Raw genomic sequence first — 19,414 nt, forward strand, 5'->3', positions numbered from 1 at the left:
AAATCGCCGTCTTGCTGCGGCGGCCTCGCACCGTTCCGGCGATTTCGTGGTTGACGGCCTACGTTCCCGTCTCGAGGATCGACTTGAGCTTCTGCAGGTCCTTCCGGGTTTCCCGGCGGATCATCGGCTCCATGACCAGCCCCGCCAGCCGGGAGAAACCCGAGGGGCTCCCGCTGTTGCCGAGGGTCATCCGGGTGCCGCCGTCGTCGTCCGTCCACGTATAGGTGGTCTGCATGGGAAACGGCCCCTGGGCGGTGCGCATCACCAGCCTTGCGCCGGGGACGAACTCAACGAACTCGTAGGTGTAGTCCAGCTCCCGGCCCAGGAACTTCGCGGTGAACGCCACCTTCGAGCCCACCCTCAGGGGACCGTCGGTCAGCCGCTGCGACCGGTGGATGTTCACGTACCATCGCGGCGCATTGTCCGGGTCCGCCGCAAAGGCCGCCACCTCCGCCCGCGGCCTGTCAATGTGGATCCCGGTCCTGACGTTAACCATTGATCATCTCCTCCTGAAGTGCCCCCGGGTTAGCCTAGGACTTACGTTAGTCCTGGGCACGGCGGCCGGAGGCGAGGCATGGAAACCATCAGTCCTAAACTCTTGAACTGGGCGTCCATTTTGGATGACAAGACCCGCGAGCAGGCCGTGATGACCGCGGGCCTGCCGTTCATCTACCCGCACCTGGCGCTGATGCCGGACGCGCATCTGGGCAAGGGCGCCACCGTGGGCTCCGTCATCCCCACCCTCCGCGCCATCATTCCCGCAGCGGTAGGGGTGGACATCGGCTGCGGCATGATCGCGGTCCGCACCCAGTACTCCGTGAAGGACCTGCCGAAGGACCGGAAAAGCCTCCGCGAGGACATCGAGCGGGTCATCCCCTTGTCCGCCGGGCACAACAACAAGAAGGTGCTTCCCACCGCGGAGCCGCGGATCGCCGAGCTGAAGCAGCGGGCCGCGAAGGCCGGCTTCAACCCGGCGCAGTACGTCGCCAAGTGGGAGCTCCAGCTGGGATCCCTGGGCTCGGGAAACCACTTCATCGAAATTTCGGCAGATGAGGATGACGGCGTGTGGCTCTTCCTGCACTCCGGCTCGCGGGGAATCGGCAACAAGATCGCGCAGCACCATATCGGAGTGGCCCAGCACGTCAGCAGGAAGAACCAGGTCTACCTGCCGGATCCGGACCTCGCGTACCTGGACGAGGGCACGGCACAGTTCGAGCGGTACATCGCGGAGCTGCGGTGGGCCCAGCACTTCGCGCTGCTGAACCGCGAGGAGATGATGGACCGCGTCACGGCCCAGTTCAGCCGCTGGGTGGGCGGCCGGGTCCGCGAGCTGGAGCGGATCAACTGCCACCACAACTTCACGGAGCAGGAGACGCACTACGGAAAGCCCGTGTGGGTTTCCCGCAAGGGAGCCATCAAAGCCGGCCACGGCGATCCCGGACTGATCCCCGGGTCGATGGGGACGGCGTCGTATGTTGTGGAAGGCCGGGGCAACCCTGCCTCGCTGAACTCCTCTCCGCACGGGGCGGGGCGGGAATATTCACGCAACGCCGCCCGGAAGACCTTCACACTGGAGGAACTGAAGCGGGCCATGCGGGGGATCGAGTTCCGGGCGTCGGAGGCGTTCATCGACGAGATCCCGGCGGCATACAAGCCGATCGACCAGGTCATGCAGGACGCCGCGGACCTGGTCACGGTGCGGCACAAGCTGCGGCAGTTGGTTAACGTCAAAGGCAACTGAATCTGCGGATCCGGGCAGCAGTGCGGCCGAATATGACGCTGGATGAACGTGCGTGACCCCCCGTTTCCGCTTCATTGAACGGCTTCGGGCCACTCCCTATGGTGAAGCAATGACTAGTTCCAAGCCCGGGATGACCCGCATCGTGGCCGGCGAAAGCGCGGTCCCTCCGCGCAGGCGCGCCGTCGAGGCTGCTCTGGCCATCGGGCTGGTCCTGCTGATCGCCGTCGGGGCCATTGTTGCCTCCAACATCTCGCGCAACACCGAGGCCCTGGCCGCCGAGCCCACCCCCGCCGCGGAGCTGAAGCTGGGCTACTTCGGCAACGTCACCCACGCGGCAGCGCTGGTGGGCGTCAAAAAGGGATTCCTCGCGGAAGCCCTGGGCAGCACCAAGCTCAGCACCGAAACCTTCAACGCCGGCCCTGCAGCGATCGAGGCACTGAATGCCGGGGCCATCGACGCCGCCTACATCGGCCCCAATCCTGCCATCAACTCGTTCGCCAAGAGCCAGGGCCAGTCCGTGCGCGTTATTGCGGGGGCCGCGGCAGGCGGCGCGCAGTTGGTGGTTAAGTCAGGCATCAACTCCGCCGCAGACCTGAAGGGCAAGACGCTGGCAACGCCGCAGCTGGGCGGCACCCAGGACGTGGCACTCCGCGCCTGGCTCACCAAGCAGGGCTACAAGACCAACGTGGACGGCAGCGGCGACGTTGCCATCAATCCCACTGACAACGCCCAGACCCTGAAGCTGTTCCAGGACGGAAAGCTCGACGGCGCGTGGTTGCCTGAACCGTGGGCGTCCCGCCTGGTGCTCCAGGCCGGGGCCAAGGTGCTGGTGGACGAAAAGGACCTTTGGGACGGAGCAGGCACCGGCAAGCCTGGGGAATTCCCCACCACCATCCTGATCGTGAACCAGAAGTTCGCCGCCGACCACCCTGGCACCGTGAAGGCCCTGGTGAAGGGGAACGCGGAGTCGGTGGCCTGGCTCAACACGGCACCCACCGATGAGAAGTCCGCGCTGATCAACTCCGCACTCCAGGACTCCGCCGGGGCCGCTCTGCCGGGCGACGTCCTCACCCGGTCGCTGGCCAACATCACTTTTACGCTCGACCCGCTGGCCGGCAGCTACCCCAAGCTGCTGCAGGATGGCGTGGACGCGGGCACTACCAAAAAGGCCGACATCAACGGTCTCTTCGACCTCACCGCACTCAACCAGGTCACCGGCGCCGACAAGATCTCAGCAGCCGGCCTCGGCCGGGACTGACCACCACCACCTAAGGACGACACTATGCCAGTCGTACTGGAACACCTGGGCAAGCGCTTCGGCGACGGCGCCCCGGTACTGGACGACGTCAACGCCAACATCAGGCAGGGCGAGTTCGTTGCCCTCCTCGGTGCCTCCGGCTGCGGCAAATCCACCCTCCTGAACATCATCGCCGGACTGGAAGCGCCGACGTCGGGCGCCCTGGAAGTGCCCAGCGACGGCGCCGCCTTCATGTTCCAGGACGCGGCCCTGTTTCCGTGGCTCACTGCCCGGGAGAACATCGAACTGGCCCTGAAGCTGCGCGGAGTGGGCAAGGCCGAGCGCCGCACCAAGGCCCAGGAGCTCCTGGAACTGGTTCATCTGGGCTCCGCGGGGGACAAGCGGCCGCACGAACTGTCCGGGGGCATGCGGCAGCGCGTGTCCCTGGCCCGCTCCCTGGCTCAGGACCGTCAGCTGCTGCTCATGGATGAACCGTTCGCCGCACTGGACGCCATCACCCGCGACCTGCTGCACGACGAACTGGAGCGCATCTGGAAGGAAACCGGGCGCACCATCGTCTTCGTGACCCACAATGTCCGTGAGGCCGTCCGGCTGGGCCAGCGCGTGCTGCTGCTGTCCTCCCGCCCCGGACGCGTGGTCCAGGAATGGGCGGTCACGGAGGAACACCGAACCGACGCCGGGCTCGCCGGCCAGCTGACCGGGGTCATCACCGCCCGGCTGCGGGAGGAGATTCGCCGCCATGCCAAGTAGATTCCTTTCCGACCCGGTGGTTGAGCCCGCCGAAACGAAGCCAGCCGCCCACGTGCATGCCGCGTTGACCCGGACGTCCACCGGGCATGAGGACCTGCGGGAGCTCGAATCCGGTCTGGACTCCCTGCAGTCCGACGCCGAGCGCAAGCACCGGATCGACTGGAGCCGGATCCTCCTGCCCGTGGCCGCGCTGGTGGTCCTGGTGCTCGTCTGGCAGTTCTACGTCTCGCTGGGCCTCAAGCGCCGCGACCAGGTTCCCGGGCCTTTGGACGTGCTGAACCAGATGGCGGTCCTCTGGGGCGAAGGCAAGGTGCAGGAGTCCGTGTGGACGTCGCTGCAGCGCGGCATCATCGGGTTCGTGATTTCGGTGGCCATCGCCACTCCGGTGGGCCTGCTGCTGGCCCAGGTTGCACCGCTGCGCCGAGCATTCGGGCCGCTGATTTCCGGCTTGCAGGTCCTGCCGTCCGTGGCGTGGGTTCCGGCGGCCATCATCTGGTTCGGCCTCACCGACGCCACCGTCTACTTCGTAGTGTTCATGGGCGCAATCCCGTCCATCATCAGCGGCCTGATCTCCGGGGTGGACCAGATCCCGCCCCAGTACCGCCGGGTGGGGACTGTGCTTGGCGCCTCACGGCTGCAGATGGCCCTGCAGGTGATACTCCCCGCGGCGCTGCCGGGCTATCTGGGTGGCCTCAAGCAAGGCTGGGCCTTCTCGTGGCGCTCACTCATGGCCGCCGAGATCATTGCCGTGGGCGGCACCATCGGCTTCGGCCTGGGTTCGCTGCTGGACCAGGGCCGGCAACTGTCTGACATGGCGGTGGTGATGGCGGCAATCCTGTTGATCCTCGCCGTCGGCATCCTGATTGAGCTGCTGGTTTTCGGGCCCATCGAGAAGCGCCTCCTGCGCCGCCGGGGCCTCCTGGCCGGCAGCACCCGCTGACCCCACCCCTTTCCAAACGCACTGCCAGAGCCCGACGACGACCTCCCGCCGTCGGGCTCTGGGCTTTGCTGCCTGCTTCCCGCGGCTGTCCCGGGGCACTTTGACACGGACCACGCCGCTGGGAAGGGTTCGGGCTGCCTTCAGCCGCCCCAAAGTGCCCCACCACAGGGCACGACGGCGGCCCGGATCCTTTGTGACGCAGCGTTACCTTACGTGAACTGGTGTTGCTGAGCCTTTGTGGGCCATTGTGACGCCGCCCTACCGTTGATCCATGGCAATTCAGGACATTTACCCCACCGCGCTGCGGCTGCTCGGCCGCCCCGTGCTGGTGGTTGGCGGCGGCCCGGTTGCCGCCCGCCGTGCCAAGGGGCTGCTCGACGCCGGTGCCGTGGTCACCGTCGTGGCCCCGGTTGCCTCGCCCGCCCTTCAGGAGATGGCCGACGCCGGCCTCCTCACGTGGAAAGCGCGGCCCTACCTTTCCAGGGACGTCGACGGCGTCTGGTTCGTCCAGACCGCCACGGGCGATCCGGATGTGGACGCCCAGGTTTCGGCCGACGCCGAGGCGCAGCGGGTTTGGTGCGTCAACGCCTCCAACCATGAAGCTTCCGCCGCCTGGACCCCCGCCGTCGCAGAGGTGGACGACGTCAAGATCGCCATCAACGCCGGGGGAGACCCGCGGCGCGCCATGGCCGTCCGCGACGCCGTGGCCACCGCCCTCGAAACCGGCGACCTTCCCCTGCGCCGCCGCCGTGCCCACCAGGGAAGCGTGGCGCTGGTGGGCGGCGGTCCCGGCGACACCGGCCTCATCACGGTCCGCGGCCGCCGGCTCCTGGGCCAGGCTGACGTCGTCGTGGCCGACCGCCTGGGGCCCCGCGAACTCCTCAACGAACTCGCCCCCGACGTCCGCGTCATCGAAGTGGGCAAGACCCCCGGACACCACCCTGTGCCGCAGGCGGAGATCAACCGCATCCTGGTCGAGGAAGCACTTAACGGCCACCGCGTGGTCCGGCTCAAGGGCGGCGACCCGTACGTGCTGGGCCGCGGCGGCGAGGAAGCCGAATACTGCCGGCAGTACGGCGTGGAGGTGGAAGTGGTCTCCGGTGTCACGTCTGCCATCTCCGTACCCGCGGCCGCCGGCATCCCCGTCACCCACCGCGGCTTGGCCAAGGGCTTCAGCGTGGTCACCGGCCACGAGGAGCTGTCCGAGGTTCCGGCCCGCGCAGACCACACCATTGTCCTGCTCATGGGCGTGGGCCAGCTGCGCGAATCCGCGTCCGCGCTGGGCGAAGCCGGCCTGCCGCAGGACACCCCTGTTGGTATCGTGGAAAACGGCTATTTGCCGGACCAGCGCGTCACCATCGGCACGCTCGGTTCCATCGCCGACCAGGCCCAGGCGGCCGGCGTCGCAAATCCTGCCGTGATTGTCATCGGTGACGTGGTGCGCGTAAGCCCCTTCGCGCCGTCGCACTTCAAAACCGCTGACTACAGCACCACCACCCCGAACAGCCCCCGCAAGACCGTCCTCACCACCTGAAACCCATCGATTGCTGAGTAACTGCCGTTATGAGCGTTCAAAACGGCAGTTACTCAGCAATCGATGCAGAAGAAAAGGAACACAGCCGTGTCATCCAGCACTACCGTAGGATCCGCTGCGCGTCCGCTTCGCGTCGCCGTCGTGGGCTCCGGCCCGGCCGGCGTGTACGCCGCCGACATCCTTACCAAGAGCGAAGCCGTCAAGAGCGGCGAGCTGACCGTCAGCATCGACCTCTTTGACCGCTACCCGGCACCCTACGGCCTGATCCGCTACGGCGTTGCTCCGGACCACCCCCGGATCAAGGGCATCGTCAACGCCCTGCGCAAGGTGCTGGACCGCGGCGACATCCGGTTCTTCGGCAACGTGGACTACGGCACGGACCTCACCATCGAGGACCTCCGCGCCCATTATGACGCCGTCATCTTCGCCACCGGCGCCATCAAGGACGCGGACCTGAACATCCCGGGGATCGAGCTGGAGGGCTCCTTCGGCGGCGCCGACTTCGTGTCCTGGTACGACGGCCACCCGGATGTGCCGCGCGAATGGCCGCTGGAGGCCAAGGAAATCGCCGTCCTGGGCAACGGCAACGTGGCCCTGGACGTGGCCCGCGTCCTGTCCAAGCACGCCGATGACCTGCTGGTCACCGAAATCCCGGACAACGTCTACGCCGGCCTGAAGGCTTCGCCCGTCACCGACGTGCACGTCTTCGGCCGCCGCGGCCCGGCCCAGGTGAAGTTCACCCCACTGGAGCTGCGCGAGCTGTCCCACTCCAAGGATGTGGACATCATTCTGTACCCGGAGGACTTCGAGTTCGACGAGGAATCGGACCGCCAGATCCAGACGAACAACCAGACCAAGACCATGGTGGGCACGCTCACCAACTGGATCGCCGAGCAGCCAGAGGACCTCTCCGAGCTGAAGGCGTCCCGCCGCCTGCACCTGCACTTCCTGCACAGCCCGGTGGAGATCTACGACGACGCCGAGACACCCGGCAAGGTGGCGGGCATCAAGTTCGAGCGCACCGAACTGGACGGCACCGGCAATGCCCGCGGCACCGGCGAATACGTGGACTACCCGGTACAGGCCGTGTACCGCGCCATCGGCTACTTCGGTTCCGCCCTGCCGGACGTGGAGTTCGACCACAAGAAGGGCGTGGTAACGAACGACGGCGGGCGCGTCCTGGACGCTTCCGGCACCCACGTGCCGGGCCTCTACGCCACCGGCTGGATCAAGCGCGGACCGGTTGGCCTGATCGGCCACACCAAGGGCGACGCCCTGGAAACCGTTACGTACCTGCTCGAAGACCGCGAAAACCTGCCGGTCGCCCCGGCGCCCGCGGAAGACGCCGTCGTCGAACTCCTCGATTCCCGCGGCGTGAAGTTCACGTCCTGGGAAGGCTGGCTGGCGCTGGACGCCCACGAACTGGCCCTCGGCGCCGCGGCCACCGAAGCCGGCGGCTCGCACGGCGTTGAGGTCGGGCGTGAGCGCGTCAAGGTTGTGGCGCGCGAGGAAATGGTCGCCATCTCCCGCGACGGAGTCGCCGCGCAGGTCTAGTACCTCGGATGCAGCAAGGAACCGCGGGACGGCTGTCCCGCGGTTCCTCGCGTCAAGGCTTGTTAACCCGGGTGCGCTACTTGCCGGCGCCCCCGATGGCCATGAGCTCCAGCCGCCGCAGGGTCTCCCGGTTGCGGGCAGAAATCAGCGGATCCCTCAGGAACTTTGGCATCAGCTTGCCCGGCCCGCGGATGGCGTCCTCGGCAATCGTCACCCGGCACTGGTTCCCGCGGTCCTCCAGCGTAATCTCCACCTTGGCCTCGCCCATGGGCCAGCCGCGCGCAACAAGTTCCAGGGAACGGCCGGGCTCCACGGCGGTCACCCGCGTGCTGTCGTCAATGACCATCGGCCAGGTCCCCACCGAGTGGTGCAGTTGGGCACCGAGCTGCGGCCATTCGGCGTCCACATCCCTGATCCGGGACGCTCCCACCACCCAGCCGGAGTACAGCCAGCCGTCGGAGATGACCCGCCAGACGTCGGCAGGGGATGAGTTGCACAGCAGCGAGACGGTAGACATGGAATTCCTTCCGGTGGTGCTTTGCTGGAGTATTTCGGCGGGGTTCTTTGGCCGGGCTGGCTGCCCGGGGTGGACGACGGCGGGAGGTGCGGGCCGCCGAGCGGCCTGGTAGGACGGTTTCCGCAGGCGCCGGGTCCACCCGTAGGCGTCAGCCCCCGGCGGCTGGTTTTCCAGGGGATCGAAGCGCAGGGGGATATCCGTGGCACTGGCACCGGAGTGGAGCCGCAGTTCACCGCATTCCCGCCAGTGGCCGCCGGGTTTCGCCCAGTGCAGCCCCAGCACCCACTCCCCGGAACTCAGCGAACCCGGTGGGAGGCTCCGCGTCCTCAGTCCCAGCAGGACAGGGCCCCGCCGGCCGCGGTAGGGCATGAGCGTGGTCATGGTGGCTCCTGCGACATCCAGCCGCGGCATCAGCAGGAACCGGCCCGGCAGTCCCCAGCCCGTGGAGGCGAACAGCACGTCGGCCGGTCCGCCGCCGGACGGTGAAATCCTAAGGGCCAGGCCCAGGATGTCCGGCAGCGCCTGTGGCAGCCCCACGGACCGGGAAAAGCGGGCCACCACCTGGTCCGTCCCGGGCGAGTCCAGCCAGTCGATGCCGCAGGGCCCGGCCGGGTTGCCGGTCCTGGCCAGAGTCCCGGACAGGCCCAGCCCCTCCGGATGGATGGGCCGGTCAGGCCTGGCAAGTTTCAGGAGCCGGAAGAGGGCAGCGAAGGCCCGGCCGGCACTCCCGGTGACGGCGGAATCAATGCGCAGCTGCTGGGTCATACTTCCTTCCTACCCATAAACCCCGGGGCTACATGCGGCCGAACCGGGCACGGATCAGCGCGAAAACCCCGTAGGCGATAAACCCGGCACCAATGGCCACCAGCATGGTGGGCCCGAAGGGGTGGTCCTGCAGGGCCTTCAGGCTGCCATCGAGCCCGGTGGACTCCTCGGGCCGGTGCTTGGCGGCGGCGATAATGAACAGCAGGCCGGTGAGGTCCAGCGCAATGCCTTTGGCCACGTGGCCGGTGACGCCCAGGCTGTCGATGAGCCTGCCGCGCCGCGTGCCTTCGAAGTGGAACAGCTCCTCCTTGAAGCCGCGGCGGAGCCCTTTGGTCACGAAGTAGATGCCGACGCCCAGGATGGTGAGGCCCAGCGCCACGAGGACCCACGGCCCCAAGGGGTTATCCATCAGACTGGCACTGAAGTCACGGGTATTCTCGCCCGAGTCGCTGCGTTGCCCTAACGCGAAGCCGGCGAAGGTCAGCCCCACGCTGCCGTACGCGACCGCCAGGAATCCTGAAGAGACCAGCTTGGCCAACCGATCCTTGCGCGGAAGGTTCCTGGCGCGCAATGTTGCCTCGCTGGCCTGCCACAGCGCCAGGCCCAGGCAGGCGGCCACACAGCCCCACATCACGATTGGTCCCCACGGGTTGTCCGCCAGCCGCGCGATGGCGCCGGTGGGTTCGGCGTCGCCTGGATGGCCGAAGGCAATGGCAACGGCGATGGCCCCGATGATGATGTGGAGCAAGGCCATGACGGCAAACCCCGTGCGGGCCAGGACGTCCAGGGCCTTGTGGTTGGACGCCTCCTCTACTGCGTCCGCTGCCTGGCTGAGGGTGGATTCGCCGTCGAACATGCTCAGCCGTTCATGGGCCCTTCGGCCCGGAGCTTCCCTGCACCCGGTCCCTCCACGTGCACGGTGCAGCGGACCACCAGCTGGCCGGGAGCGTTGTCCAGCTCCACCAGGGAATCGTCCGCACTGAGGACGGTGAACACCTCCGAGCCCGCTACAACGTCAACGCCCTTGGCCTTGGCCGTTTCCCGCGCGTTCCCCAGCGCTTCCCGCTGCAGCCCGTTCACATAGTCGCCGTCACTTTCACGGGCGGGGTCCCCGAAGGCCCAGCCGAACAATGTCCCTGTGTTTCCCATGGCGACGATATTACGCGGTTGGCTCTGTCCGGGACGGGCTTTCGCATTATTAGTAAGTGTGCTTACCATGGGCGCACCATACCTCGATGGAAGACGGCACGTGAAGTCCGCAGCCGCGGCAGCCCGGAAGCAGTTCACAACGTTAGGAATGCACATCATGGCAGGAAATCTCATTGCCCGTTCAGTTCACGACCTGACGGCAGCAGCATGGTTTGGTGGATCCTTGATGGGCGCCATCGGCCTCAATGGGGCGGCGGCCCAGGCTAAGGACCCGGCCGAGCGCACCCGGCTTTCCAGTGCCGGATGGATGAAGTGGGCACCGTTCCAGACCGCAGCATTCGCCTCCCACCTGGTGGCGGACCTCGCCATTGCCTGGGAGAACAAGGGCCGCATCGCCAAGCAGGAGGGTGTGGCACGCGACACCGTCATCAAGACGGCCGTGACGGTAGCGGGCGCCGCGGTGACCCTGTACTCGGGCATCCTGGGCAAGAAGGTGGAGAAGCTGGCCGGTGAGGGCGCCGAAGGTGCAACCGAGCCGCACGGTGCTGCGTCGGACGAGCTGAAGTCAGCCCAGCAGCAGCTCAGGCTCCTGCAGTGGGCCATCCCCGGCTTCGCGGCCCTGGTGATCATCCTTGGCGCCAAGCACGGCGAGATGCAGCGCCCCAAGAACGTATTTGCGGGCCTGCGCCGCGACTAGCACCACTGGTCTCATAGAGCGGACGACGGCGGCCCGGCACCCAGGTACCGGGCCGCTGCCATGCGCCGCGCATCTTCCGGCGGGAAGCGCAGGTCCGTTTTCGCGGCGCACATTCCCCTGCGCGGCGCACATTCCCCTGCGCACCCGATATTTCGCGTGCGCCCGGTAACCCGCGCGTCGAAAAGCGAAGGCGTCAGCAGCCGGAGGCCGCAGCAGCCCGGCGTGGCTACTCCGCCAGCCACTCCGCGCATGAGTTCAGGTTCCGGTTAACGGTGGCCACCGCGGCCTCCTGGTCCCGCCGTTCGATGGCGTCAAGCAGGGTTTCGTGGCCGTCCCGGGGGAGCCCGTTGAAGCCGGGCCGGCGCTGTTGCTTGAGCAGGTCCTGGTGGAACGCGGTCCCAAAGCTGGCGTAGAGCTCGTGCAGCAGCGGATTGCCGGATGCCCGGGCGATCCCCTCGTGGAAGCTCCAGTCAGCGTCGGCCCAGGCCTCGACGTCCCCCCTGTTCCAGGCCGCGTCCCGGGTGGCGAGGAGGGCGCGCAGGGAGGCGACGTCGGGCTTGGTTGCGTTGCGCGCGGCCAGCCTGGCGGCCTGCGTGTCCAGGCCCAGCCGGACCTCCAGGATGTGCTGCTCGGTGTGGTCCTGGTACATGCGGCGCGCGGCGCCGGACATTTCGCTCGTGGCCCGCACGTAGGTGCCGTCCCCGCGCCGGACCTCCAGCATCCCGCCGTGGGCAAGGGCTTTGACCGCTTCGCGGAGGGTGCCCCGGGAAACGCCCAGCGTCGCCATGAGCTCAGGTTCGGAGGGGATGCGCTGGTTCAGTGGCCACTCGCCGGAGTGGACCATCTCCCGCAGCTTGCCCGTGACTTCGGCGGCGAGCGGCGGACGGACGGAAGCGCTCAGGGTCATGGATTACTTCCCTCCCGCAGTTTTTCCGGACATCGCGGGCCCGGTGACCAGGTGGGACACCACGATCTGGACCAGGGCGAGGGCCAGCAGCAGTACCAGCGGCAGTGACCAGCCGCCGGTGGCGCTGTGCAGCAGGCCCATGCCGAACGGGCCCGCGGTGGCCAGCAGGTAACCGGAGGACTGGGCCAGGGTGGACAGGGCGGTGGTGCCGGCGGTGCTGGTTCCGCTCCGGCTGATCATCACCATCACCAGCGGGAAGATGCCAAGGCCAAAGCCCAGCAGGACAGCCGGAATGACTGCCAGTCCCACGGGGAGGACCAGCAGCGCCGCGATCCCGGCCGCCATGGTGATGCTCACCAGGTAGAACGCGGGACGCAGCATGCCCGGCCGGGCGCCGATGGCAATCAGCACCATGCCCGCGGGGACGGAGACCAGCTGCATGAGGCCGAACATCAGCCCGCTGTCCGAGGCACTCAGCCCCATGGTGGTGAGCATGTAGGGGAACCAGCTCAGGAGGGCGTAGGCCAACAGGGCCTGCAGGGTGAAGATCGCAGTGAGGAGCTGTCCCTTGCGGGTCCGCAGCAACGGCCAGGGCGACACGTGGCCCGCCCTGGTCTGGAGGGTGTTGCGGTGGGCGTGCAGGGCCACGGGCAGGAAGCCCAGGAACGCAGCGACGGCCGCTATGCCCACGGCACCCACTGCGGCGGACGGGGAACCCAGGGCGTGTGCCAGCGGTACCACCGCGACGGAGGTCAGGGTTCCGCCGGTGGTCATGGTCACCGTGTAGACGGCGGTCATCAGCGATGTGCGGGCGGCGAAGTACTCGCGGATGAAGGAGGGCATGGCCACGTTGCAGATGGCCAGCCCGGACATACCCACCACGCTGCCCGCCACCAGCATGCCGGTGGCGGGAATGCCGCGCAGCAGGAGGCCGCCGGCCAGCAGCGCCAGTGACAGCAGGATGGCTTTCTCCACGCCGAGCCTGCCGGTCAGCCAGGAGGTGGCCGCACCTGCCACGGCGAAACAAAGCGTGGGGATGGACGGGATGATCGCCGCCACCAGCACCCCGTAGCCCAACACCGCCTGCAGGTCATGCAGCAGCGCGGACGCACCGGTGATGCCGGCCCGCAGGTTCAGCCCGATCAGCACCAGCGCAATGACGCCGAAGACGACGGCGGAGCGTGGCCGGCCGGGGGCCGCGCCAGCTGCCGGGGCAGTGGCCACCGTGGAGGGCGCCTGGGTAGTTGCGGGCGCGGAAGCAGGAGGAATTGCGGGCATACCTTCCACCGTAAAGGTTAGACGTTTGATGTCTGCGCTTTTGTGGCCAACCTCTCGGTGTTGCCGCTGCCTGCAATAGACTGCCAACAGACTGTCGAAGGCCCGGTGCTGACCGGGCGGTGCGGAAGGACGGCTGTGGAGGCTTCCCGGGGATTCGAGATTGAGAAGAAATACGACGTCGACGCCGGCGCCGTCGTGCCGGCCCTGGAACAGGCCGCGGGAGTGGCCCGGATAGGCAAGCCCCATACGGACCTGCTCGAGGCGGTGTACTTCGATACCCCCAGCCATGCCCTGGCCGCACGCCGCGTCACGCTCCGCCGCCGCACCGGCGGGAAGGACGCGGGATGGCACCTTAAGCTGCCGCCCCAGGCTGCAAGGGATTCGGGGGACGGTCCACATCAGCGGACGGAACTGCACGCCCCCCTCGGCCGGCCCGACGTCGTCCCGGACGCCCTGCTGACCCACCTTTACGCCTACCTCCGGGGTGCTGTCCCTGTGCCGGTGGTGCGCCTGGACACCCGGCGCACCACGTACCCCTTGTACGGTGACGAGGGCGTCCACCTCGCCGACCTCGCCGATGACCAGGTAACCGCCGAAGGGCTCGAGGACGGGGACAAAACCACCCGGCGGCAATGGCGCGAATGGGAGCTGGAACTGGTGCACGGGGAGCCGGGCCTCTTCGCTCCCGTGGAGGAACTGCTCTTCGCCGCGGGCGCCCGGCCGGCCGGCCACGCCTCCAAGCTGGCCCGTGCCCTGGGCACCGACACGAAGGCCGGGAAGCGGGCCGCCGCCGGCGAGGAGCCCGCCGATGCTGGCGGCTCCGAAAAGAGCCCCGCCCTCCTGGCCGGAAAGCGCGCCCCGGCCGCCGCCGTCGTCACCGTCTACGTAGCCGCGCAGATCGACGAGGTCCTTGCCAATGACGCCGCTGTCCGGGGGGAGGAACCCGAAGCGGTGCACACCATGCGCTCCGCCGTACGCCGCATCCGCTCCGTCCTCGCAGCGTACGCCAAGCTCTACCGGGCATCTCCGGTGCGCAGGCTGCGGAGTGAGCTGAAGTGGCTGGGCCAGCTGCTCGGCCAGCCGCGGGACGCCGAGGTCCTCCGCGCGCAGCTCCATGAACAGCTGGGCAGACTGCAGCCCTCGGACGGAATTGCCGGTGCCACGGCGACGGTGGAACAGCGCACCGGCGGGGACTACGACGCCGCGTACCGCCTCCTGCAGGAAGCCCTGGGATCAAACCGCTACTTCCGGCTCTTGGACAAGCTCGAGGATTTCCGTGACAACCCGCCCGTCCGCGCCGATTCGGTGGCGCCGGGACGGCGGACGTCCGCGAAAGCAGTGGACAAAGCCGCCAAGCGCCTGCAGCGCTCACGCAAAGCTGCCAAGCGAGCACGCCGTGGCAGGGAACAGGAACTCGCCCTCCACCGCGTCCGCAAGGACGCGAAGCGGCTGCGGCATGTGGCTGAGTCAGCCGCGCTGGTGCACGGCAAGCGCGCGGGCAAGGTGGCCAAGGCCGCCCGCCGGCAGCAGAAGATCCTGGGCCAGTTCCAGGACGCCGTGGTGGCCCGCGACCTGCTGGCAGCCGTTGCTGCGGATTACGGTGAGCCCGCCACGGCAGGAATCTATGCGGAGCTGCTCAAGCAGCAGGAAGAGCGGATGCTGGCGGCCCGGGCCAGGCACCGGAAGGCATGGAAGAAGTCGCGCGACCTGTTGGGGCACGGCGTGATCTGAGGCTTTCCGCGCCGCTGGGGGCTACCTGCCCTGCCTACTTGCCCTGCCGCGCGGACAACCGTGCCACCGCCAGCGCCAGCCAGAGCTGCACCCGGTCCCCGGTGACGGCAGGGTCATAACCGGTCAGCTCGGTGATTTGGGCCAGCCGGTACCGGACAGTGTTGCGGTGCAGGGTGAGTTCCTCCGCCACCGCGGCCACCGAGCCGTTGTTGTTCAGGTAGCTCTCCAGTGTGGCCATCAGCTCCGACCCGTGCGCGGCATCGAAGGAACGCAGGGGATTCAGCGACTCTTGGGCCATGTCCGCCAGCGGGACGTCCTCGCTGGCCAGCAACAGCGAGGTCAGGCTCAGCCGCTCCGGCTCATTGACGGGCAGCCCATGGCTGGCGGCGTCGCGGGCCTCGAAGTAGCTCCAGCGAAGGCCGTTCGGCTTGGTGTAGGCCCCGCCGATGCCGATCGTGGCATGGATGCCGGCCTCGGCCAGGTGGTCGCTCAGCTTCCGTGCCACTGCCGGCGCCGTCCCGCCGTCGTCAGTAATCACCAGCACCAGGTCCTTGCCCACGACGGCGGCAACGGCCTTTTCCAGGTCGTGCGGCACAGAGGTGCTCCCCAGGGCCTTGCCGTGCGCAGCCGAAACAGCCAGCAGCACCACACTCTTGCGGGTGCTGTTCACGCCCACGCCGGCCAACCGGCGCTGCGCCTCGCTCGTCTCCAGTGCGCCGTGGATCACGTCCTCCAGCACCTGGCCGCAAAGGGCGCGCTGGGCCTGCCGCTGCTTGACCATGTTGTTCAGCTCCACGCTGATCAGGTTCTGCGCGTAGCCGATGATTCCCGTGTCCTCGAACGGCTGGCGCACCCACAGCGTGCAGGCGTCGCGCCGTCCCGTGGGCACGGGATAGCTGGCCCAGGTATCGGCCGACGGGTGGGCGCTGCCGCTGTTGAACAGCTGTGCCGTGAACTGGGTAAGCGCGACATCCGTGCGCAGCATGCCGCCCAGGTTCTTCAACAGCTCCGCCAGGCCGCCGCCGGTCAGCAGCGCCCGGGCCAGCACCTGGTGCCCGGCGATCAGCCGTTCCAGCTTGGCGTAGTGGTCCGCCGACTGGGCATCCGCCACCAGCTTGGTGATGGCGATGAAGGGTGTTTCGTAGGGAACTTCCACCACGGGCAGCCCCCACCGGTTGGCCTCAGCCAGGAGGGCCGGCGGGACCGTCTCATGGGACAGCCCCACGCCGAACCCGATGCCCACCGCGCCTGCCCGCTGCACCTGCCGCACAAAGCGGCGCTGCTCAGGAGCGGAACGCAGGCGCAGCCCGGTGGTGAGCACCAGCTCCCCGCCGTTGAGGAACCGCTGCGGATCCTCCAGTTCCGTGACGGCGACCCAATTGATGTCCTGGTTCCAGGTAGTTTCCGCCACCCCAGCCTTGGCCAGCTTGAGGGAGGAAACGCCCACCAGGGCAGCAAGGGAAATGGCCATGAAGCAAGGATAAACGTGAGCTGGGCAACCGCACTAAACCCCTTGTGGAAGGGTGTGCAGGTGGCTATTCACCCCGATTGGGTGCTGGCATAGGCTCAAAGCAGTTAAATCCATCCGTCCCGGGTTCCGTCCGGCCGCCGATGGCCCTTACGAAAGAGGTTGCACACCGTGGTCCAAACCTTGCAGAACTTCATCAACGGGAAGTTTGTCACCCCTGCCGGCAGTACCGTGCTGGACGTGGTCAACCCCGCCAACGGAGAAGTGGTGGCGCAGGCCCCCGTTTCGGTGCAGGCCGATGTGGACGCTGCCATGGCGGCCGCCAAGGACGCCTTTCGGACCTGGAAGCACGTCACCCCGGGCCAGCGCCAGCTGATGCTGCTCAAGCTCGCCGACGCTATTGAGGCCAACAGCGACGAACTGGTCGAAGCCCAGCACCGCAACACCGGCCAGGTCCGTTCCCTCATCGCCTCCGAGGAAGTTGCCGCCGGCGCCGACCAGCTGCGCTTCTTTGCCGGGGCCGCGCGCATTCTGGAGGGAAAGTCCGCCGGTGAGTACTTCGAGGGCCACACCTCCTACGTCCGCCGCGAACCCATCGGCGTGGTGGCCCAGGTTGCCCCGTGGAACTACCCGTTCCTGATGGCCATCTGGAAGATCGGTCCCGCGCTCGCGGCCGGAAACACGGTGGTCCTCAAGCCCTCCGACACCACCCCTGAGTCCACCCTGGTCCTGGCCCGTTTGGCCGGCGAAATCCTGCCTGCCGGCGTCCTGAATGTGGTGCTGGGCACCGGCGAAACCGGCGCCATGATGGTGGAGCACAAGGTTCCCGGCCTGGTGTCCATCACCGGCTCTGTCCGGGCCGGCATCGCCGTCGCCTCCGGCGCCGCCAAGGGCCTCAAGCGTGCCCACCTGGAGCTGGGCGGCAAGGCTCCCGCCATCGTCTTCGCGGACGCCGACATCAAGAAGAGCGCCGCGGCCATCGCCGAATTCGCGTTCTTCAACGCCGGCCAGGACTGCACCGCCATAACCCGGGTACTGGTGCAGGAATCCGTGCACGACGACGTCGTGGCCGCCATGGTGGAGCACACCAGGACCCTGCACACCGGCTCGCAGAACGACGAAGACAACTACTTCGGCCCGCTGAACAACGTGAACCACTTCAATGCCGTCACCTCCGTGGTGGAGAACCTGCCGGCGAACTGCCGGATCGAGACCGGCGGCCACCGTGCGGGGGAGAAGGGGTACTTCTTCGAACCCACCATCATCACCGGCGCCAAGCAGACCGACGACGTGGTCCAGAAGGAAACCTTCGGCCCCGTCATCACGGTCCAGAAGTTCAGCACCGAAGAAGAAGCGGTGGCCCTGGCCAACGACGTGGACTACGCCCTGGCCTCCAGCGTCTGGACCACCAACCACGGCACCGCCATGCGGGTCAGCCGCGACCTCGACTTCGGCGCCGTCTGGATCAACACCCACATCCTGCTCACCGCCGAAATGCCGCACGGCGGCTTCAAACAGTCCGGCTACGGCAAGGACCTCTCCATGTACGGCGTGGAGGACTACACACGCATCAAGCACGTCATGTCCGCCCTCGACTCCTAGTCCCCACCGGCGCCCCAACCAAGAAAGAAATTCCATGACCACCACCGCAGCAGACATCACCTACCGCCTGGAGCAGAAGCGCAACGTCCAGGCCGACTTCCCGGGCCCCAAATCCGTGGCACTGGCCGAACGCCGCAAGGCCGTGGTGGCCGCCGGCGTCGCCTCCAGCGTCCCGGTCTACGTTGCCGACGCCGACGGCGGCATCATCCACGACGTCGACGGCAATTCCTTCATCGACCTCGGCTCGGGCATCGCCGTGACCAGCGTGGGCGCCTCCGATCCCGCCGTCGTCGGTGCCGTGAAGGAAGCCGTGGAGCACTTCACCCACACCTGCTTCATGGTCACGCCGTACGAAGGCTACGTGGCCGTTGCCGAGCAGCTGAACCGGCTCACCCCGGGCGACCACGAAAAGCGCACCGTCCTCTTCAACTCCGGTGCCGAGGCCGTGGAAAACGCCGTCAAGGTGGCCCGCCTGGCAACCGGCCGGGACGCCGTCGTCGCCTTTGACCATGCTTACCATGGCCGCACCAACCTGACCATGGCGCTGACCGCCAAGGCCATGCCGTACAAGACCAACTTCGGCCCGTTCGCGCCCGAGGTCTACCGGATGCCCATGAGCTACCCGTACCGCGAGGAAAACCCCGCCATCACGGGTGCCGAGGCAGCCAGGCGGGCCATCACCATGATCGAGAAGCAGATCGGCGGCGACCAGGTTGCCGCGATCATCATCGAACCCATCCAGGGTGAAGGCGGCTTCATCGTCCCGGCCGAGGGCTTCCTCCCGGCCCTGGCCGCATGGGCCAAGGACAAGGGCATCGTCTTCATCGCCGACGAAGTCCAGTCCGGCTTCTGCCGCACGGGCGAATGGTTCGCCGTCAACCACGAAGGTGTCATCCCGGACATCCTGACCATGGCCAAGGGCATCGCCGGCGGCATGCCGCTGTCCGCCATCACCGGCCGTGCCGACCTCCTGGACTCCGTACACCCCGGTGGCCTGGGCGGCACCTACGGCGGCAACCCGGTAGCGTGTGCAGCTGCGCTGGCCGCCATCGGCTCCATGGAGGAGTACGACCTGAACGGCCGGGCCCGCCACATCGAGTCCATCGCCATGGCACGCCTGCAGGAACTGCAGTCCGAGCTGGCCGCTGCCGGGACCGGCGTGATCGGCGACGTCCGCGGCCGTGGTGCCATGCTCGCCGTCGAACTTGTCCAGGCAGGTTCGAAGGAACCGAACCCGGACCTGACCAAGGCTGTTGCCGCCGCCTGCCTCAAGGAGGGCGTCATCATCCTCACCTGCGGCACCTACGGCAACGTCATCCGCCTGCTGCCCCCGCTGGTCATCACCGATGAACTCCTCGCGGACGGCCTGGAAGTCCTCGCCGCAGCCATCAAGGCCAACGCCTAAGAGCTGCAAAGCCGGTCCAACGGAAAAGGCAGCACCCTGATGGGGTGCTGCCTTTTCCGTTGCCGCGGAAAGCCTCCTTTGCGGGGATACCTAGGCCCCCGGACAGGACTGCACAAAC

The 19,414-nt window shown here is 67.7% G+C and carries 17 protein-coding genes; 10 read left to right on the plus strand and 7 right to left on the minus strand.

Annotated elements, in window-relative coordinates; genetic code table 11:
- Positions 1–58: 58 nt before the first annotated feature.
- Positions 59–496, minus strand: a complete 438-nt coding sequence (locus J7I84_RS12175; RefSeq protein WP_214944834.1) for an SRPBCC family protein — start codon at positions 494–496, stop codon at positions 59–61.
- Between the two features lie 78 nt (positions 497–574).
- Between J7I84_RS12175 and J7I84_RS12180 the strand changes: the two genes are divergently transcribed.
- The 6 genes from J7I84_RS12180 (at position 575) to J7I84_RS12205 (ending at position 7,777) form a co-directional block, all read left to right on the plus strand.
- Positions 575–1,741, plus strand: a complete 1,167-nt coding sequence (locus tag J7I84_RS12180) for an RtcB family protein (RefSeq protein ID WP_214944835.1) — start codon at positions 575–577, stop codon at positions 1,739–1,741.
- Positions 1,742–1,871: 130 nt separating this feature from the next.
- Positions 1,872–2,999 (plus strand): ABC transporter substrate-binding protein, encoded by a 1,128-nt coding sequence (locus tag J7I84_RS12185; RefSeq protein WP_214945002.1) that lies wholly within the window; start codon positions 1,872–1,874, stop codon positions 2,997–2,999.
- A gap of 24 nt (positions 3,000–3,023) precedes the next feature.
- Complete coding sequence (locus tag J7I84_RS12190; RefSeq protein ID WP_214944836.1) at positions 3,024–3,749, plus strand: ABC transporter ATP-binding protein; 726 nt, start codon at positions 3,024–3,026, stop codon at positions 3,747–3,749.
- The gene (locus J7I84_RS12195) at positions 3,739–4,689 is read left to right on the plus strand and encodes an ABC transporter permease (RefSeq protein WP_214944837.1); all 951 of its coding nucleotides are present in this window, start codon (positions 3,739–3,741) and stop codon (positions 4,687–4,689) included. Before J7I84_RS12190 ends, J7I84_RS12195 begins: the two co-directional genes overlap by 11 nt.
- A 271-nt stretch (positions 4,690–4,960) precedes the next feature.
- Complete coding sequence (cobA, locus tag J7I84_RS12200) at positions 4,961–6,223, plus strand: uroporphyrinogen-III C-methyltransferase (RefSeq protein WP_214944838.1); 1,263 nt, start codon at positions 4,961–4,963, stop codon at positions 6,221–6,223.
- Between the two features lie 87 nt (positions 6,224–6,310).
- A complete protein-coding gene (locus tag J7I84_RS12205) occupies positions 6,311–7,777 on the plus strand; it encodes an FAD-dependent oxidoreductase (protein WP_214944839.1) in 1,467 nt (488 codons plus the stop codon).
- 76 nt (positions 7,778–7,853) lie between these two features.
- Here the strand turns inward: J7I84_RS12205 and J7I84_RS21575 are convergent, their stop codons facing one another.
- From J7I84_RS21575 to J7I84_RS12220, 3 genes are read right to left on the minus strand one after another with little or no spacing between them, the layout of a single operon-like run.
- On the minus strand, positions 7,854–9,059 hold the full coding sequence (locus tag J7I84_RS21575; RefSeq protein WP_251046542.1) for an SRPBCC family protein: 1,206 nt from the start codon (positions 9,057–9,059) through the stop codon (positions 7,854–7,856).
- A gap of 28 nt (positions 9,060–9,087) precedes the next feature.
- Positions 9,088–9,915, minus strand: coding sequence for a DUF1206 domain-containing protein (locus J7I84_RS12215; protein WP_214944840.1), 828 nt, complete (start codon positions 9,913–9,915; stop codon positions 9,088–9,090).
- 2 nt (positions 9,916–9,917) lie between these two features.
- Entirely contained in the window at positions 9,918–10,208 is a 291-nt protein-coding gene (locus J7I84_RS12220) for a hypothetical protein (RefSeq protein WP_214944841.1), read from the minus strand.
- Between the two features lie 157 nt (positions 10,209–10,365).
- Between J7I84_RS12220 and J7I84_RS12225 the strand changes: the two genes are divergently transcribed.
- The gene (locus J7I84_RS12225) at positions 10,366–10,905 is read left to right on the plus strand and encodes a hypothetical protein (protein WP_214944842.1); all 540 of its coding nucleotides are present in this window, start codon (positions 10,366–10,368) and stop codon (positions 10,903–10,905) included.
- A gap of 226 nt (positions 10,906–11,131) precedes the next feature.
- Here J7I84_RS12225 and J7I84_RS12230 read toward each other — a convergent pair whose 3' ends face one another.
- Positions 11,132–11,812, minus strand: coding sequence for a FadR/GntR family transcriptional regulator (locus J7I84_RS12230; RefSeq protein WP_214944843.1), 681 nt, complete (start codon positions 11,810–11,812; stop codon positions 11,132–11,134).
- Between the two features lie 3 nt (positions 11,813–11,815).
- On the minus strand, positions 11,816–13,090 hold the full coding sequence (locus J7I84_RS12235) for a CynX/NimT family MFS transporter (protein ID WP_214944844.1): 1,275 nt from the start codon (positions 13,088–13,090) through the stop codon (positions 11,816–11,818).
- A gap of 135 nt (positions 13,091–13,225) precedes the next feature.
- On the opposite strand from J7I84_RS12235, the gene J7I84_RS12240 reads away from it, so the two are divergent.
- The gene (locus J7I84_RS12240) at positions 13,226–14,821 is read left to right on the plus strand and encodes a CYTH and CHAD domain-containing protein (RefSeq protein ID WP_214944845.1); all 1,596 of its coding nucleotides are present in this window, start codon (positions 13,226–13,228) and stop codon (positions 14,819–14,821) included.
- Positions 14,822–14,855: 34 nt separating this feature from the next.
- On the opposite strand, the gene J7I84_RS12245 is transcribed toward J7I84_RS12240, so the two are convergent.
- On the minus strand, positions 14,856–16,292 hold the full coding sequence (locus J7I84_RS12245; RefSeq protein WP_214944846.1) for a PucR family transcriptional regulator: 1,437 nt from the start codon (positions 16,290–16,292) through the stop codon (positions 14,856–14,858).
- A gap of 168 nt (positions 16,293–16,460) precedes the next feature.
- Between J7I84_RS12245 and J7I84_RS12250 the strand changes: the two genes are divergently transcribed.
- Positions 16,461–17,891: an aminobutyraldehyde dehydrogenase gene (locus J7I84_RS12250; protein WP_214944847.1), complete on the plus strand. Its 1,431-nt coding sequence runs from the start codon at positions 16,461–16,463 to the stop codon at positions 17,889–17,891.
- Positions 17,892–17,925: 34 nt separating this feature from the next.
- On the plus strand, positions 17,926–19,296 hold the full coding sequence (gabT, locus tag J7I84_RS12255) for a 4-aminobutyrate--2-oxoglutarate transaminase (protein ID WP_214944848.1): 1,371 nt from the start codon (positions 17,926–17,928) through the stop codon (positions 19,294–19,296).
- The last annotated feature ends 118 nt before the right edge of the window (positions 19,297–19,414 follow it).

It is taken from the genome of Arthrobacter sp. ISL-85 (assembly GCF_018613675.1).
Taxonomy (GTDB): domain Bacteria; phylum Actinomycetota; class Actinomycetes; order Actinomycetales; family Micrococcaceae; genus Arthrobacter.

Excerpts from the sequence above, each read along its gene's own strand:
- J7I84_RS12175 (WP_214944834.1), bottom strand. The coding sequence starts at position 496 with ATGGTTAACGTCAGGACCGGGATCCACATTGACAGGCCGCGGGCGGAG.
- J7I84_RS12180 (WP_214944835.1), top strand. The coding sequence starts at position 575 with ATGGAAACCATCAGTCCTAAACTCTTGAACTGGGCGTCCATTTTGGAT.
- J7I84_RS12185 (WP_214945002.1), top strand. The coding sequence starts at position 1,872 with ATGACCCGCATCGTGGCCGGCGAAAGCGCGGTCCCTCCGCGCAGGCGC.
- J7I84_RS12190 (WP_214944836.1), top strand. The coding sequence starts at position 3,024 with ATGCCAGTCGTACTGGAACACCTGGGCAAGCGCTTCGGCGACGGCGCC.
- J7I84_RS12195 (WP_214944837.1), top strand. The coding sequence starts at position 3,739 with ATGCCAAGTAGATTCCTTTCCGACCCGGTGGTTGAGCCCGCCGAAACG.
- cobA (WP_214944838.1), top strand. The coding sequence starts at position 4,961 with ATGGCAATTCAGGACATTTACCCCACCGCGCTGCGGCTGCTCGGCCGC.
- J7I84_RS21575 (WP_251046542.1), bottom strand. The coding sequence starts at position 9,059 with ATGACCCAGCAGCTGCGCATTGATTCCGCCGTCACCGGGAGTGCCGGC.
- J7I84_RS12215 (WP_214944840.1), bottom strand. The coding sequence starts at position 9,915 with ATGTTCGACGGCGAATCCACCCTCAGCCAGGCAGCGGACGCAGTAGAG.
- J7I84_RS12220 (WP_214944841.1), bottom strand. The coding sequence starts at position 10,208 with ATGGGAAACACAGGGACATTGTTCGGCTGGGCCTTCGGGGACCCCGCC.
- J7I84_RS12225 (WP_214944842.1), top strand. The coding sequence starts at position 10,366 with ATGGCAGGAAATCTCATTGCCCGTTCAGTTCACGACCTGACGGCAGCA.
- J7I84_RS12230 (WP_214944843.1), bottom strand. The coding sequence starts at position 11,812 with ATGACCCTGAGCGCTTCCGTCCGTCCGCCGCTCGCCGCCGAAGTCACG.
- J7I84_RS12235 (WP_214944844.1), bottom strand. The coding sequence starts at position 13,090 with ATGCCCGCAATTCCTCCTGCTTCCGCGCCCGCAACTACCCAGGCGCCC.
- J7I84_RS12245 (WP_214944846.1), bottom strand. The coding sequence starts at position 16,292 with ATGGCCATTTCCCTTGCTGCCCTGGTGGGCGTTTCCTCCCTCAAGCTG.
- gabT (WP_214944848.1), top strand. The coding sequence starts at position 17,926 with ATGACCACCACCGCAGCAGACATCACCTACCGCCTGGAGCAGAAGCGC.